This window comes from Aquirufa sp., from assembly GCF_964796385.1.
On the sequence record NZ_CBAUBA010000023.1, the window covers coordinates 27,349 to 42,996 of the forward strand.

Here is a 15,648-nt window from a genome sequence, read left to right on the forward strand (position 1 = left end):
GTAATTCCAAACCAAATAAATCGTATTTTCGTACAAAAGTAAGAAAACTTAATGGTTCGAGCAGAAATTATTACCATTGGCGACGAGATTCTATATGGTCAAATCCTTGATACGAATACCCAATGGATTAGTCTGGAGCTAGATAAACTTGGGATTAAAACCGTTCGGAAATCATCCGTAGGCGATCAAATTGATGAAATTGTTCAAATTTTTAATGAAGCTCAAAAGCGAGCTGATGTTGTTTTTATTACGGGTGGTCTTGGGCCAACTAAAGATGATTTGACGAAAAAGATACTTGCCGATTTTTTTGGATGTTCGTTAGCTTACCATGATGAAGCATTGCAAGATGTAACAGATTTTTTTGCGAAGCGTGGTCGTGAATTAAGTGATTTAAATCGTGACCAAGCATTATTGCCAACTAAGTGCACATTTATACCCAATAAGCAAGGAACAGCACCTGCTATGTGGTTTAATGAATTAGATACCATTTGGATATCCATGCCGGGTGTGCCTTTTGAGATGAAGTCGATTATGGAGACGGAAGTGCTTCCCAGATTGGTTAAACATTTTCAATTACCCGTAATTGTTCATCAGTTGGTGAAAACAGTAGGCATAGGTGAATCATATTTATCTGATTTAATTCAAGATTGGGAATTACAATTACCTAGTCATATTAAATTAGCTTATCTACCTTCTTTGGGTATTGTGAAACTTCGCTTAACTAGTTTCGGAGATTCAGCTAAAAGTTTGCATGACCAAATTTCGCATGAGTTTGAAAAGGTTATGCCCTTAATTAAATCATATGTTTTTGGTTACGAAAAGGATGAGCTAGCCGATGTTGTTGGCAAACTTTTGATTAAACAAAAATCAACATTAGCCCTAGCAGAAAGCTGCACGGGCGGATATTTAGCACATCAGTTCACGCAACATGCAGGAAGCTCAGCCTATTTTTTAGGGGGTGTACTCGCCTATGCAAATGAGGTTAAAATGAATCAGCTGGGTGTTTCCTCTAAAATTCTAGATGAGGATGGTGCGGTAAGTGATTCGTGTGTTATTGCTATGGCAGCCGGTGTTCGTCAAATGACAGGATGCACGTATGCACTAGCGACATCCGGTATTGCAGGACCAGAAGGTGGTACGCCAGATAAGCCAGTGGGGACTATTTGGATAGCTTTAGCCCACCCAAATGGCGTTTTGGCACGTAAATTAACTTTAGGAGGAACTCGTGTTCAAAATATACATTTGACGTCTCTAACCGCAATTAATTTATTGAGAAGATTTTTACTAAACGATTTGGCTGAATAGATATGGCGCTAACAGAAATAATCATGCCTAAGATGGGCGAAAGTATCATGGAGGCAACTGTTTTAACTTGGTTGAAACAACCTGGTGATTTTGTGGAAGCTGATGAATTTATCTTGGAAGTTGCCACAGATAAAATTGATACGGAAGTCCCTTCTCCTGTCGCCGGAGTTTTAAAACAGATTTTAATTCAAGAGGGTCAGATAGCAATCATTGGGAAAGCAATTTGTGTCATAGATGCGAGTGAAGTTTTAGCCGTGGAATCAAAAGGATTTTCAAGCGATGAAGTTTTTCATCCTGAACCAGAATTAAATGTTTTGTTAGACCTCAGTTTAGGTAATTTTGATGGTGCTGAGGTGAAGTCAAATCCATGGGTCTCTCCTTTGATTAAGCAGATATGCCAACAAGAAAGTGTATCCCAACGCGAATTGAGTGGAATTCGTGGGTCTGGAATGGATGGACGGGTGACTAAAAAAGATGTATTAAATTACATCGCTGTTCGAAATTCTAAACGTGTAATTTCATCAGGTACTTTAAGTCAAGGTGCAGGTTTGCGTTTACCGGGCGATGAAGTAATTGAAATGGATCGAATGCGTAAAATGATTTCGGAACGCATGTCCGATTCAAAGCGAATTTCTCCGCATGTCACCTCGTTTTTAGAGGCCGACATAACAAATATTGTGCTTTGGCGTGAAGAAATTAAAAATAAGTTTCTTGATAAATTTAAGGAGCCCATTACCTATACGCCTCTCCTATTTATGGCCACAGCAAAAGCGATTAAGGATTTTCCGGGAATTAATATTTCTGTAGAAGGTAATTACATCGTTCAGCATCGTCAAATTAATATTGGAATGGCGGTTGCCTTGCCAAATGGTAATTTAATTGTACCTGTTATACACAATGCTGATCAGTTATCTTTAATTGAACTTACGCAAAAAGTGAATGATTTGTCGGCACGCGCCCGCAAGAATAAACTAACACCCGCTGATTTAGAAGGAGGAACCTATACAATTTCAAATATCGGTGGTTTTGGAAATTTAATGGGTACTCCCATTATTGTTCAGCCGCAAGTAGGGATACTTGCTTTTGGCATTATTGAAAAGAAACCTGCAGTAATTACTGGACCGACTGGCGAGGATCAAATTGCGATAAGGCAAAAGATGTTTATTTCTCATTCGTATGATCATCGTGTCGTGGATGGCACGCTTGGTGGCGGATTCCTTAAACGTGTTTCTGACTATCTAGAACAGTTTGAGCCACAATTTAAGCTATAACAAAAAAGGCCATCGATAGACGGCCTTTTTTGTTATTAAAACTTTGCGTTTGGATCCTTAACATTGGGACGTATGATACGAAGCCAAGTTAATAGTTTGATCATTGGATAAGTCGGATCAAATTCGAACCATTTCGTGGCGAAGTTGACACGATTAGGTAGTTTGTGGTGATTATTTTGAAATAATTCACCCATCATGATTACATCGAAAACCAATGAATTTTTTGAATGGTCGTGATTATCATAATTTTGATATCCATATTTGTGACCAGACCAGTTGACAATGGCACCGTGAACAGGTCCCATTAAGAAATGCACGGGCAATAAAAAGAAGAATGCCCAATGCATATCAAAATAAACAAATGCGATAATGTAAAGAGAAGCATAAGCAACTCCCCAGCCAACACGAGAATACCATGAATCGCCAATTTTCTCGATTGTTTTAGAAACTGGATAATCATGTTCGAAACGATCTTCAACTGTTTGCTTTCTGTTTAGAACTGCATTGTAAATATCTTTCGTTTTCCACATCATTGTAAAGACGTTACTTGAAAACATAGGCGAATGCGGATCTTTTTTCGTGTCAGAAAAAGCATGGTGCATGCGGTGAAGAATTGCATAAGCCCGTGGACTTAAGAATGAAGAACCTTGTGAAAGATAGGTCAAAAAGTAAAAGAACTTTTCCCAAAATTTGTTCATCAAGAACATTTTGTGCGCTGAATAACGGTGTAGGAAAAAGGTCTGACTAAATAACGAGATATACCAATGAATGATAAATGCGGGAAGTACTAATTGCATAAAGAATTTTAATTTTTATATAACAAATTTAAACACCATTTTTCCTTTAAACGTTTTAAAGGCTATTTATTTTTCTGATTTTTATCAGATTAATATTTAATCATGCGCAATGTGAACTCCTAAGGTAGCAGCCAAGCAGGCTGTTTCTGTTCGCAAAATTGATTTACCTAAACTAAAAGGTAAGTAATGTCGTAAAATTAATTCTCCTGATTCATCAGGACTGAAGTCTCCCTCAGGTCCAATTAAAATGTGATAACTCTGATTTAGCCTCAACTGTTTTGATAATGTCTTAACTGGAGGATCTGAGATGTGCGCAAATAGTATTTGTGTAAGCGGTGAATCTTTTAAGGTCTCTAAATATGAGTTTAATGGCAATATTGGAGTTATTTCTGGAAGAAATAAATTTTTTGATTGCTTTAATGCTGCAACTGCGATTTTCTCTAAACGATTTAGTTTAATTTCTTTACGCTCTGAATTGCGCGAGGTAAAAAAATGAATGCCATGAATGCCAAATTCACAGCATTTTTCTACCATCCATTCCATACGCTCCATTTGCTTGGTTGGCGCTACATAAATATGAATTTGATATGGTATTTTTTCTTGTTTTTCTACAAGAGATAGCTGTCCAAATGATGTATTTTTAGGATCAACAGTAGTTAATATAGCTGCATATTTGGCTCCTTTTCCATCTAAAAGATAAATCGGGTCACCTGATTTTAAACGCAAAACCCGACTAGCATGAAAAGACTCTTCTTCACTGAGTCGATTCTCGCTTGTCGGGTTGGGCGCATAAAAAATATACTTACTCATTTATAGTTCAGGGTCTTCTGAACGGAATGAGAATCGGGATGGATCGAGTGATAATGTACCTCCATTGAAATCAGAAATAAATTTTTCAATCACATCAATTTCAAATGCTGGTACATAAAGAGCGACATCTAAGCCTATACCAAAATCAAAATTTTCATCGATTTCAATATATTCGCTTACTTTGACCTCATCGTTCTCTTCAAGTTCATCGATTATCTCGAGAATCATAACTTCAACTTCCTCTTCGAAAGCCTCATTTTCAACGTATGATTCATCTCTATTTTCTATAGGTACATACAGAGGAAAATGATGCATTACCTCTTTTTCAGCGGCCTCATAAATGGCACTCGAATAGTGCAATTGCAAGGTGCAGAGCATCGCATCATAAATTACTTCCTGCTTGTTATAATGACCCAAAAACTGAATGTGGACCATTTCATTGTCATTGCCAATCGGTAAATTTTCATCATCAATATAGACAAATGAGCGATTTTCCTGAGCACACAGACTTTTTAAATTTTGGATTTCCTCAATAGTAAAGCCTGGATTAGGTGTATTTGGCATATTTATTTAATTAATAAAAGTTCACGGTATTTAGGTAAAGGCCATTCATCGTCGTCTACGATTAGTTCGAGTTTGTCAACAGAGTACCGGATTTCCTCAAAGTAACCTTTTACTTTAGTTCCATAGATGGTTGCTCTTTCCTCTAAATCCTCAACATTGTTTGCCTCTTTACGCGCTTCAGTCATTTCGCCTTGTAATCGAACGATCGATGACGTGTATTCGGATATTTTTTTAATCATTTCGATTGTTGGCGCATAATATTGCGGATCGATACCTATTTCTTTCTGTCCTTTTACATTTTCGACCAATTGGGTTTGATACTTTAAGGAAGTAGAAACAATGTGATTAATCGCCATATCGCCGATTACGCGCGATTCGATTTGAATCTTCTTTACGTAATTTTCTAGTTCTATTTCATGGCGTGCATGCATTTCCTCTTTGGAATAGATACCATGTTTAGTGAATAGTTCAATGGATTCTGGACGCGCATATACAGCCAAGGCTTCAGGTGTCGTTTTTAGGTTTGATAAGCCGCGTTTTTCAGCTTCAACCACCCATTCGTCAGAATAGCCATTTCCTTCAAAGCGAATTTTTTTGGAATCTTTGACATACCGCTTTAAGACTTCCATAATGGCAAGTTCCTTTTTAATTCCTTTTTCTAAAATTAATTCAACTTCCTTACGGAATTTGATTAATTGATCTGCTACGATTGTATTTAAAACAGTCATTGGAGCAGCTGAATTAGCAGATGAACCTACCGCACGGAATTCAAATTTATTTCCAGTAAATGCAAATGGAGAGGTTCTATTGCGATCCGTATTATCTAAAATTAATGATGGGATTTTATTGATCCCCAATTTAAGGTATACATTATCACCTTTTTCAAGTGTGATATCATCGATATCACTCATGTTTTCCAAATCATCTAAAACTTGGCTCATTGTAGAACCTAAAAATACGGAAACGATGGCCGGAGGAGCTTCATTTGCGCCTAGTCGGTGTTCATTACCCGCAGATGCAATAGATGCCCTTAATAAATCTGCACGATCGTGAACTGCTTTTAATGTATTAACAAAAAATGTTAAAAAGCGCAAGTTTTCTTTGGGCTTGGAAGACGGGGCTAATAAGTTAACACCGGTATCAGTTGCTAATGCCCAATTGTTATGTTTTCCAGATCCATTGATTCCTGCGAATGGTTTTTCATGAAATAAAACTTTCAATTTGTGTTTTGAACCTACTTTATTCATTAAGTCCATAAGCAAGGCATTGTGATCGCATGCCAAATTCGCCTCTTCAAATGTAGGGGCCACTTCAAATTGAGCTGGTGCTACTTCGTTGTGACGTGTGCGGACTGGCATGCCCAGTTTCAGTGCTTCGATTTCGAAGTCGACCATAAATGCATTTGCCCGATTTGGAATAGAGCCAAAATAGTGATCTTCTAATTGCTGTCCCTTCGCAGGTGCATGTCCAAATACAGTTCTACCTGACATGACTAAATCGGGTCTTGCATTGAATAATGCTTCATCTACTAAAAAGTATTCTTGTTCAGCGCCTAAGGTTGGAATGACTTTACTAACATCACGATTGAAAAACTCCTTGACAACGGCTGTCGATGCTTTATCAATCAATTCAATTGACTTTAAAAGTGGTGTTTTGTAATCTAATGCTTCACCTGTGTAGGATACGAAAACAGATGGAATACATAAAGTAGCAGATCCAGCTGCATTTTCCATAATGAAAGCAGGTGAAGAAGGATCCCAACCTGTATATCCACGCGCTTCAAAAGTAGATCGAATACCTCCATTGGGGAACGAAGATGCATCCGGTTCTTGTTGGACTAACGCTGAACCTTTAAATTTCTCTACAGCCTTTCCGTTGCTTAAATCGATATCAAAAAATGAGTCATGCTTTTCTGCTGTCGTCCCTGTAAGAGGTTGAAACCAGTGCGTGTAATGCGTTGCTCCTTTTGAAATTGCCCAAGATTTCATCGCTGCGGCAACTTCATCGGCCGCATCACGATCAATTTTCGATCCTGTTTGAATGGCCGTATTGATTTTCAAATAGGCTTCTGGAGATAATAAGGAGCGCATAACCTCATCACTGAATGTCATACTTCCATAGTAATCGCTTACTTTGTCTGTTGGTAATTTAACAGGGATTCCTGCCCGCATTTGAGCTAATTCAAGTGCTTTAAATCGAGTTATAGCCATTTTTGTTCGTGAAAATTTGAAAGTTAAAAATAACCAAAATGTCCGGATAATTTAAATGATTAGGCGAGTTATTTAAAAATTGTATTTACGTAGGTATTTATTTCAATTTTTGCAGATATTCAGAATGTTGGTTATGTTTTTTTAGTATTTGGCAAATTTTCTGTTGTTTTTTTCAAATAGTGGTATAAATTTGTATCAATAATTCCTATAAAAGTATTTTTATTATCATTTTAAGTATAAAATCATGGCTAAATCAAAATTAGAGTACATTTGGTTGGATGGTTATCAACCGACTCAAAGTTTACGTTCTAAGACTAAAATTGAAAATAATTTTAGCGGTAAATTGGAAGATCTAGATATGTGGTCTTTCGACGGTTCATCCACCCAACAAGCTGAAGGGGGTTCTTCTGATTGTTTGTTAAAGCCAGTGTATGTTTGTCCTGACCCATCGCGTCGCGATGGATTTTTGGTTATGTGTGAAGTGTTAAACGCTGATGGTACACCTCACGTTTCGAATGGTCGTGCTACGATTGAAGATGATGATAATGATTTTTGGTTTGGGTTTGAGCAAGAATATTTCCTGTGGGATCCAGAAACGAATAAGCCATTAGGTTTTCCAGCCAATGGATATCCTGAGCCTCAAGGGCCATATTACTGTTCTGTAGGTGCTAAAAACGCTTATGGTCGTGAGATTATTGAAGAACATTTGGATTTATGCATAGACGCAGGTTTAAATATTGAAGGAATTAATGCGGAAGTTGCCGCAGGCCAATGGGAGTTTCAGATGTTTGCTAAAGGTGCCAAACAAGCTGGAGATGAAATTTGGTTAGGTCGTTATATATTGGAGCGTTTGGGAGAGAAATATGGTGTTGCGATTAATTGGCATTGCAAGCCTTGGGGGGAATTAGATTGGAATGGATCTGGTATGCATGCTAACTTCTCAAATACCGCTTTACGTACAGCTGGAAATAAAGGCACATATGATACGATTTGTCAAGCATTTGCTCCATTCGTGAAAGAACATATTGAGGTTTATGGCGCAGATAATCACATGCGCTTAACAGGAAAACACGAAACTGCATCAATTCATGATTTCTCTTATGGGATTTCTGACCGAGGAGCATCTATCCGTATTCCTATTGCTGTTGTCGAAAAAGGATGGAAAGGCTGGTTAGAGGATCGTCGTCCAAATTCAGCTGCTGATCCGTATAAAGTAGCTGCCCGTATTATTAAGACAGTTAAAACAGCAAAAGTTTAAGATTTTTTTATCTTGCATTTATATACTTTTATGATCAAAAATGGCGGGGATTCCCGCCATTTTTGTTTTACCTTTGCATCCTAATTTTTTGTTATGCGGAAAGTAGCCTTTTATACATTAGGATGTAAATTGAATTTTGCTGAATCAAGTTCAATTGCCCGTTCATTAGAGCCTTTGGGGTTTATGCGCGCCGATTTTCAGGATTCTCCTGATTTATTTGTAATCAATACGTGCAGTGTAACGGAGCAGGCCGACAAAAAATGTAAAAAAGTAGTTCGTGAGGCAAAAAAAATTAATCCAGCATCAACGGTCGTTATTATAGGTTGTTATGCCCAATTAAAACCAGAGGAAATTGCTTCGATTCCTGGAGTTGACCTTGTGCTTGGTGCCAACGAAAAGTTTCAAATGCCCACCTTGCTCCCGCCTTATTTGAGTCGACAAGATAAAGATCTGCCAAAATTAATTGCCACAGAGATTCGATACGATTTGGATTATCATGCTTCCTACAGCGTTAATGACCGTACGAGAACATTTTTAAAAGTTCAAGATGGCTGTGATTATCCGTGTTCATATTGTACCATTCCTTTAGCGCGGGGACAGTCGCGCTCTGATAGCATTGCAAAAGTTTTGACGCTAATTGAGGAGGTAGCAGCAAATGGCGTAAAAGAAATTGTGTTAACTGGAGTGAACATTGGCGACTTTGGGATACAACAGGGCAAACGCGTGGAAACATTTTTTGATTTGGTACGTGCCATCGATGCAGAATCCTCCATTGAGCGATTTCGAATTTCAAGTATTGAACCTAATTTATTGACGTCCGAGCTGATTCAATTTTTAGCTTCTTCTACTCGGTTTGTGCCACATTTTCATATTCCATTGCAATCTGGTTCAAATTCAATATTGCGTTTAATGAAGCGAAGGTATCAACGTGAGTTATATATTGACCGTGTTACTCAAATTCGATCTGTTATGCCAAACGCCTGTATTGGCGTCGATGTAATTGTAGGCCATCCCGGAGAAACGCCTAAATTATTTTTAGAAACCTATGAATTTCTTAATTCCTTAGATATTTCGTATTTACATGTTTTCCCATACTCTGAGCGTGCCAATACCTATGCAGTGGATATTCAGCCTAAGGTAGACGGGATGCAAAAGGCAGAACGATCAAAAATGTTACACATACTTTCTGAGAAAAAACGTCACGTTTTTTATATGAGTCAATTAAGGCTAACAGGCTCTGTTTTGTTTGAGGAATCAAGCGAAAATGGTTTGATGGAGGGGTTTTCAGAGAATTATGTTCGTGTCGCTGTACCTTATGATCCATTGCAAATTAATACAATCCAACCAGTCCGATATAAATCCATTTTGGAAACTGGTCATGTTCAAGGCGAAGTATTAATAGTCGCTAGTCGCTAGTCGTCAGTTTCCTCTTACCTCGTACCTCTCACCTCTTACCTCTCACCTCTTACCTCGTACCTCTCACCTCTTACCTCTTACCTCTCACCTCTTACCTCTCACCTCTCAAAACAAAAAAGCCAGAAACTAAAAGTCTCCGGCTTTTTAATTGAAACAAAACCACAAGAACCATTACTTGCGGCTCTGTCGTGTTTGGATTATTCGGCTAACGACTCATCGTGTTGCGAAATATCCAATCCTAATCTTTCTTCTTCTTCATTGACACGTAGTGGAATAATTTTATCCGTTATAATCAATAAGATATAAGACAAGCCAAATGCGAACGCCGAAACAATCGCTAAAGCCAATAAGTGTTTAAAGAATAAGGTAGTCTCACCATAAAATAGGCCATTTTCAGCCACAGCAGCGTTAACAGCAGATGTTGCGAAAATACCTGTCATTAACATGCCGACCATACCACCTATGCCATGGCAAGGGAATACATCTAATGTGTCATCCAAATTTGAACTCGCTCTCCAATGTGCAGCAATGTTTGAAATAATAGCAGCAACAACACCAATAAATATCGCAACTGGAACTGTTACAAAACCTGCAGCAGGTGTAATGGCAACAAGGCCAACTACCGCGCCGATACAAAATCCTAGGGCAGATACTTTCTTGCCACGTGATACATCAAATAATATCCAAGATAAACCGGCCGCAGCAGCTGCAACGTGTGTCGTTGCAAAAGCTGTTACAGCTAAACCGTTAGCACCAACAGCAGAACCTGCATTGAATCCAAACCAGCCAAACCATAAAAGACCAGTTCCCAATAAGACGTAAGGAATATTAGCTGGAGGCAAAATGTTAGATTCGATGTGTGACTTGCGGCGACGTAAGTATAAAGCTCCCGCTAGTGCAGCCCAGCCGGCCGACATATGAACAACTGTTCCTCCAGCGAAATCAAGGACGCCTAAATTGAATAAGAAACCATCTGGATGCCATGTCCAATGCGCTAAAGGAGCATAAACTACAACACAGAACAAAATCATGAACAACACAAAAGCACGGAAATTAATTCGCTCCGCTAGAGCACCCGAAATAAGGGCTGGAGTGATAACCGCAAATTTCATTTGGAAAAAGGCAAATAATGCAAATGGAATTGTGAATTTTAATTGGTCAGTTGAGCCTAAAGACAATTTGTGATCAAATACATTATTGAACATAAAAAATGTTCTAGGGTCGCCAATCCAGCCACCTAGTGAATCACCAAATGCTAAGCTAAATCCAAATACCACCCAAATTACGGATATAACTCCCATGGCGATAAACGATTGTAACATTGTGGAGATAACGTTTTTGTGGTTTACCATTCCACCATAGAAGTAAGCTAATCCGGGTGTCATTAGTAATACTAAGCCTGATGCAACAATCATCCAAGCAGTATCTCCTGTATCTAATCCCTCTGTAGGTATAACTCCAGGAACCGAAGTTGTGAAAAGCGCAAGCACGGCTACGGCGACTAAAACAAGTAGCGGTATCCAATTTGGTTTTTGAGTTGTCATGTTGGTACGTTTTGAGTTATGAATAAAAATTACTTAAAAATTAAAACTTGTAGATAAAGTGTATTCCCAATGTTGTTTGAGATTTTTGACCTTTGCCATCACCATCAATAAATTGCTCTGATTTATATGAATCTGAGCGTAACTATGGCTTAATTAATAAATGTCCATCTGAAGCTGTAAATGTTCCTGTTAATGTGAATGAATTAACATCAGTCCCTGATCCGTCTGCCGCACGCAATGAACGCGCCCCACTTGTATTGTCAAATACCTCATAGCGACCTCCTAAGCTAAAAGTTTCTGTAATGGCGTAGTTGGAATACAACGCTACACCACCCCATGTTTTGCTATCTCCTACGTTTCCGCCTCCCTGGAAATCACCAGTTTGAGATCCGTAAGCTGCGTTTAGGCCAACTAAATATTTGGGTGTAATTTGATATGAAGTAGTTAAATCCAATAAATTGTAACTACCAGAATCATCTTTACCGCTAGCTAGGGGAGCAGATTCATTTGACGAAATGCCATTTACATAGACGTTCCAACCAGCAGCTGGAGATGTAAATACTTGATAAATGAATCCTTTGGATGCATTGTTGTCATTTAAATTATCCACATTGTTGACCAATCCAACCATGGCAGAAAATTTGTCGCTGAATGAATAATTTGCTTTTGCACCAATGTGATAAAAAGGGCCGTTGTTGAATAAATTAGAAAGAGAATAATTATAGTTAACTGGAGCATCAATTACTTCGTATCCTATATGTGTTCCAAATTGCCCCATCGTAAAGGTTAATTTATCCGACGCTTTCCAATTGAAATAGGCTTGCTTTATTGCCAAAGCTGTACTTCCTTTTCCTAATGGACCAACTAGGTTTCCATATTGCCCTAAATCAGCATTAGGTCCGAATGTTAAGTCAACTACGACATCCGCGTTTTTAGTCGCATAACCAAATTTGGTTTGAACAAGACCAAGCGAGAATTGGTTTGATTTCTGATCGAATGCACGCTCGTATCCAGAGGATCCTAAGTTGCTTCGTGAAGTTGGGTTATTGAAATTCAACATGTAATATGAATCGATATAACCTGAGAAAGAAAATTTTGGTGCTTCAGCTTCTTTTTCTTGGGAAAATCCACAAAATGCTGTTGCCGCAAATAGTGCTGTTAGGATAGATTTTTTCATGAATGGGATTGTTTAAGTGTTTATAAATGCTTGACTACAATTCAAAGGTTTGACAATAAATTGTATTATCCAAATAAATTCGAACAAAATTTAACTAATAATTGTAAAAAAAACATAAAAAGGTAAAAATTAGGTTAAATATTAAACTTGATTTTAATGAATTTACAAAAAATATAGAAAAATAAGTAAAATATAAACTACTAATTTGAATATTTGAAAAATTATATATCGCCTAGATTATTTTGATATGGGGCAAAAAAAAACCCATCGAATGATGGGCTTTTTCTAAATGAATATTTTTAGTTATGCTTCGGCGTGTAACCAAGCTTTCTTTTGTTCTAAAGTCTCTTTATCCTCAACATGATCCGGATCTGGAACGCAACAATCCACTGGACAAACTGCAGCACATTGTGGCTCCTCATGGAAACCAGTACATTCCGTGCACTTATCTGGTACAATGTAGTAGAACTCTTCTGATATAGGGTCAACAGGTGATTTGGCATCCATGGATGAACCATCTTCTAGTTCAACTTCAGTTAATGAAGTACCTCCAGCCCACGTCCACTCTACTCCTCCTTCATAAATGGCTGTATTTGGGCATTCTGGTTCGCACGCCCCACAGTTAATACATTCGTCAGTAATGATAATTGCCATAACAAGTATTAAAAATTTTACGCAATTTACGTAAGTAATTTTGAATAGTAAAAATTTTATAATTACTATTCATGTTTTTTATGAACTTTGTGTATCCATATTTAATTAAATGGCCCTCCTAATATGAAGAAAGAACGTTTTGTCAAGCTAGTTTCATTTCTTAAATCATACTTTTCTACCTCATCTAATCAGGAAAAAATAGAATTATTTATAGAAAAAGCTAAAAATGAAAATGCTTGGTTTTCGGATTTGCTTATTCGTAATGCCATGGAGGCAATAACGGAACAATTTTTAGAAGCATCGCGTTGGGAGGATTTTTTCGAACAATATGGAGTTCCTGTACAAGATAATCCGAAAAAAGTGGGTTTGATATTGCCTGGAAATCTGCCGGCCGTTGGTATGCATGATCTTCTCATGACCCTAGCGAGTGGGCACCTGGTCATCGTTAAATTAAGCTCCCAAGATCGTTCTTTAATGACAATGTATATTGAATTAATTAATTCATTTGAATCTGATCATAAAGTGGAGATTCAAGAGCGTATGTCGGGCGTTGATGCGGTTATAGCCACTGGATCTGATTTTTCTTCTGGATATTTTGTTAATTATTTTGCCAAAATCCCTCATCTTATTCGTAAAAATAGAAGTTCGGTAGCTGTACTTACGGGAAATGAAAGTGCTGATGATTTTAAGCAATTGGCTACTGATATATTTATGTATTATGGATTAGGTTGTCGGAATGTTTCTACACTAGCTGTTCCCGATTCAATTGATTTAGTCCCATTGTTTGATGTTTTGACATTAGAAGATTGGGTTTTAGACCATACGAAGTATTCCAATAATTACCAGTATCACAAAACATTATATTTGCTGAATCAAATTCCACATTTTGATTTAGGTAATCTGATAGTTACTGAAAACGATGGCCTGGTCTCCCCTGTTGGCGTTTTACATGTGTACCGGTATACTAGCGAAATAGAGCTTACTGATTGGTTGGCAATTAATGTTGAAAAGATTCAGTGCGTCGTAGGCTCAGACTACATCCCATTTGGCCAAGCGCAAAACCCCGCTTTAGATGATTTTGCTGATGGTGTCAATACGTATCAGTTTTTAACTAGTTTATCGTAAATGAATTGTTTCAGAATGACCGCTCCGATTGTGCCTATTACTGCACCTGTGATTACATCTAACGGATAATGGACACCTAAATAGATCCGACTATACGCTATGAGGCTGGCCCAAATTAGCAATGCTATGCCTAAAGGTTTGTTTCGAGTCAGTAAATAGAATCCCACGGCGACTGCAAATGCATTTGCAGCATGAGACGAACAAAATCCATAAAGTCCGCCTGGTCCGTTCGGCATATGAATCCATGATTGGAATTCCGGTACATGACTAGGTCGAAGCCGTTTAACGAGTGGTTTTAAAATGAAGGAAGAAATTTGGTCAGCCCAAACAATTGTTAGCACTAAATAAAAAACGCCAGCCTTAATTGATTTCCGATTATGCTGAAACAATTTCCAAATAAGAAAAGCATAAAGTGGAATCCAGACATATTTGTCGGACAAAAATTGCATAATTGGATCCACTGAATTGCTATGCCATTCATTGATTAACTTAAATAAGTTTTGATCCCATGCTGGAAACATCGTTTAAAATTTAAAGTGTTCCCGAGCTCGTCCCAAGGTTTGTTTAGCTATAGGTTCAACTTTACGTTCCCCTTCGGCTAGTTTTTCCTCAATCACATCTGGATTGTTGATATAAAAGTCAAATTTCTCACGTGCATCTTTGAAATAACGCAACATCATTTCGTGCAAAGCTTGTTTCGCATGACCAAATCCATATCCTCCTTGGATGTAGTTGGCATGCATTTCAATTGTTTTTTCGGGTGAGGCCAATAAGCTATACAGTTTAAACGTAATGTCTGTAGCTGGATCTTTAGGATCTTCCAAAGGAGTTGAATCGGATTCGATTTTTTTGATTTGTTTTAAAAGGTCTTTTTCTGGTAAAAAAATATCAATGTAGTTATTTAGGGATTTACTCATTTTGTTGCCGTCTAACCCTGGGATTGTCATGACGGATTCATTAATAGCTGCCTCAGGAATCACAAAGATGTCTTTTTGTGCCATGCGATTAAATGTTCCCGCGATGTCGCGCGTCATTTCAATATGCTGGCGTTGATCCTTTCCTACAGGAATAAGTTCGGCATCATATAATAAGATGTCGGCAGCTTGCAAAACAGGATAGGTGAAAAGTCCGGCATTCACTTGCGCCATTTGGGCAGATTTATCTTTAAAGCTATGCGCGTTTGCAAGCATGGGAAATGGTGTAATGCAGTTTAAATACCACATTAATTCCGTATGATAGGCTGCTAATTTGGATTGACGGTAGAAGTAATTTTTATCGGTGTCAAAACCGAAAGCCAACCACGCTGCCGCAATGGACAATGTATTAGATCGAATTTGTTCCCCATCACGTAAACTTGTCAGGGTATGTAAATCAGCGATAAACAAAAAAGATTCGTTGCCCGGTTTTTCAGAAAGTTCTATGGCAGGCAGAATGGCGCCCAAAATATTTCCTAAATGTGGTTTACCTGAGGACTGAATCCCTGTTAAAATGCGCATAATGACTATTTTAATAAATTT

At 37.9% G+C, this 15,648-nt stretch carries 14 protein-coding genes; 5 read left to right on the forward strand and 9 right to left on the reverse strand.

The genetic code is table 11. The annotated features are described in order from the left end of the window. The first annotated feature begins 51 nt into the window (after positions 1-51). Positions 52-1,305, forward strand: a complete 1,254-nt coding sequence (locus AC1W6K_RS08170; protein ID WP_481947115.1) for a competence/damage-inducible protein A — start codon at positions 52-54, stop codon at positions 1,303-1,305. 2 nt (positions 1,306-1,307) lie between these two features. Next, positions 1,308-2,576 carry a dihydrolipoamide acetyltransferase family protein gene (locus AC1W6K_RS08175; RefSeq protein ID WP_481947116.1) on the forward strand — a complete coding sequence of 423 codons (1,269 nt, stop codon included), beginning with the start codon at positions 1,308-1,310 and terminating at the stop codon, positions 2,574-2,576. A 35-nt stretch (positions 2,577-2,611) separates the two neighbouring features. On the opposite strand, the gene AC1W6K_RS08180 is transcribed toward AC1W6K_RS08175, so the two are convergent. From AC1W6K_RS08180 to AC1W6K_RS08195, 4 genes are all read right to left on the reverse strand, one after another. Beyond that, positions 2,612-3,373 (reverse strand): acyl-CoA desaturase, encoded by a 762-nt coding sequence (locus AC1W6K_RS08180; RefSeq protein WP_481947117.1) that lies wholly within the window; start codon positions 3,371-3,373, stop codon positions 2,612-2,614. A gap of 96 nt (positions 3,374-3,469) precedes the next feature. Further along, the gene (locus AC1W6K_RS08185) at positions 3,470-4,183 is read right to left on the reverse strand and encodes an RsmE family RNA methyltransferase (protein ID WP_481947118.1); all 714 of its coding nucleotides are present in this window, start codon (positions 4,181-4,183) and stop codon (positions 3,470-3,472) included. Then, the gene (locus AC1W6K_RS08190; RefSeq protein ID WP_481947119.1) at positions 4,184-4,747 is read right to left on the reverse strand and encodes a hypothetical protein; all 564 of its coding nucleotides are present in this window, start codon (positions 4,745-4,747) and stop codon (positions 4,184-4,186) included. Between the two features lie 2 nt (positions 4,748-4,749). Beyond that, on the reverse strand, positions 4,750-6,957 hold the full coding sequence (locus AC1W6K_RS08195; RefSeq protein ID WP_481719304.1) for a glutamine synthetase III family protein: 2,208 nt from the start codon (positions 6,955-6,957) through the stop codon (positions 4,750-4,752). 244 nt (positions 6,958-7,201) lie between these two features. On the opposite strand from AC1W6K_RS08195, the gene AC1W6K_RS08200 reads away from it, so the two are divergent. Further along, positions 7,202-8,215, forward strand: a complete 1,014-nt coding sequence (locus tag AC1W6K_RS08200; protein ID WP_481947120.1) for a glutamine synthetase beta-grasp domain-containing protein — start codon at positions 7,202-7,204, stop codon at positions 8,213-8,215. A 93-nt stretch (positions 8,216-8,308) separates the two neighbouring features. Beyond that, positions 8,309-9,631 (forward strand): tRNA (N(6)-L-threonylcarbamoyladenosine(37)-C(2))-methylthiotransferase MtaB, encoded by a 1,323-nt coding sequence (gene mtaB, locus AC1W6K_RS08205; protein ID WP_481947121.1) that lies wholly within the window; start codon positions 8,309-8,311, stop codon positions 9,629-9,631. 197 nt (positions 9,632-9,828) lie between these two features. On the opposite strand, the gene AC1W6K_RS08210 is transcribed toward mtaB, so the two are convergent. The 3 genes from AC1W6K_RS08210 to AC1W6K_RS08220 all read right to left on the reverse strand — a co-directional run bounded on the left by AC1W6K_RS08210 (position 9,829) and on the right by AC1W6K_RS08220 (position 13,006). Further along, a complete protein-coding gene (locus tag AC1W6K_RS08210; RefSeq protein ID WP_395783591.1) occupies positions 9,829-11,175 on the reverse strand; it encodes an ammonium transporter in 1,347 nt (448 codons plus the stop codon). Between the two features lie 142 nt (positions 11,176-11,317). Continuing rightward, positions 11,318-12,352: an outer membrane beta-barrel protein gene (locus AC1W6K_RS08215; RefSeq protein WP_481947122.1), complete on the reverse strand. Its 1,035-nt coding sequence runs from the start codon at positions 12,350-12,352 to the stop codon at positions 11,318-11,320. Between the two features lie 303 nt (positions 12,353-12,655). Then, a complete protein-coding gene (locus AC1W6K_RS08220) occupies positions 12,656-13,006 on the reverse strand; it encodes a 4Fe-4S dicluster domain-containing protein (protein WP_395783595.1) in 351 nt (116 codons plus the stop codon). A gap of 123 nt (positions 13,007-13,129) precedes the next feature. Between AC1W6K_RS08220 and AC1W6K_RS08225 the strand changes: the two genes are divergently transcribed. Continuing rightward, complete coding sequence (locus AC1W6K_RS08225) at positions 13,130-14,131, forward strand: aldehyde dehydrogenase family protein (RefSeq protein WP_481947123.1); 1,002 nt, start codon at positions 13,130-13,132, stop codon at positions 14,129-14,131. On the opposite strand, the gene AC1W6K_RS08230 is transcribed toward AC1W6K_RS08225, so the two are convergent. Both AC1W6K_RS08230 and trpS read right to left on the reverse strand, forming a co-directional pair. After that, on the reverse strand, positions 14,107-14,652 hold the full coding sequence (locus AC1W6K_RS08230) for a phosphatase PAP2 family protein (RefSeq protein ID WP_481947124.1): 546 nt from the start codon (positions 14,650-14,652) through the stop codon (positions 14,107-14,109). The two genes, AC1W6K_RS08225 and AC1W6K_RS08230, sit on opposite strands and share 25 nt — an antisense overlap. Positions 14,653-14,655: 3 nt before the next feature. Then, positions 14,656-15,630 carry a tryptophan--tRNA ligase gene (trpS, locus tag AC1W6K_RS08235; protein ID WP_481947127.1) on the reverse strand — a complete coding sequence of 325 codons (975 nt, stop codon included), beginning with the start codon at positions 15,628-15,630 and terminating at the stop codon, positions 14,656-14,658. Positions 15,631-15,648: the final 18 nt, after the last annotated feature.

Bases quoted from the DNA above. Each gene is read 5' to 3' on its own strand.
- AC1W6K_RS08170 (WP_481947115.1), top strand. From the start codon at position 52: ATGGTTCGAGCAGAAATTATTACCATTGGCGACGAGATTCTATATGGT.
- AC1W6K_RS08175 (WP_481947116.1), top strand. From the start codon at position 1,308: ATGGCGCTAACAGAAATAATCATGCCTAAGATGGGCGAAAGTATCATG.
- AC1W6K_RS08180 (WP_481947117.1), bottom strand. From the start codon at position 3,373: ATGCAATTAGTACTTCCCGCATTTATCATTCATTGGTATATCTCGTTA.
- AC1W6K_RS08185 (WP_481947118.1), bottom strand. From the start codon at position 4,183: ATGAGTAAGTATATTTTTTATGCGCCCAACCCGACAAGCGAGAATCGA.
- AC1W6K_RS08190 (WP_481947119.1), bottom strand. From the start codon at position 4,747: ATGCCAAATACACCTAATCCAGGCTTTACTATTGAGGAAATCCAAAAT.
- AC1W6K_RS08195 (WP_481719304.1), bottom strand. From the start codon at position 6,957: ATGGCTATAACTCGATTTAAAGCACTTGAATTAGCTCAAATGCGGGCA.
- AC1W6K_RS08200 (WP_481947120.1), top strand. From the start codon at position 7,202: ATGGCTAAATCAAAATTAGAGTACATTTGGTTGGATGGTTATCAACCG.
- mtaB (WP_481947121.1), top strand. From the start codon at position 8,309: ATGCGGAAAGTAGCCTTTTATACATTAGGATGTAAATTGAATTTTGCT.
- AC1W6K_RS08210 (WP_395783591.1), bottom strand. From the start codon at position 11,175: ATGACAACTCAAAAACCAAATTGGATACCGCTACTTGTTTTAGTCGCC.
- AC1W6K_RS08215 (WP_481947122.1), bottom strand. From the start codon at position 12,352: ATGAAAAAATCTATCCTAACAGCACTATTTGCGGCAACAGCATTTTGT.
- AC1W6K_RS08220 (WP_395783595.1), bottom strand. From the start codon at position 13,006: ATGGCAATTATCATTACTGACGAATGTATTAACTGTGGGGCGTGCGAA.
- AC1W6K_RS08225 (WP_481947123.1), top strand. From the start codon at position 13,130: ATGAAGAAAGAACGTTTTGTCAAGCTAGTTTCATTTCTTAAATCATAC.
- AC1W6K_RS08230 (WP_481947124.1), bottom strand. From the start codon at position 14,652: ATGTTTCCAGCATGGGATCAAAACTTATTTAAGTTAATCAATGAATGG.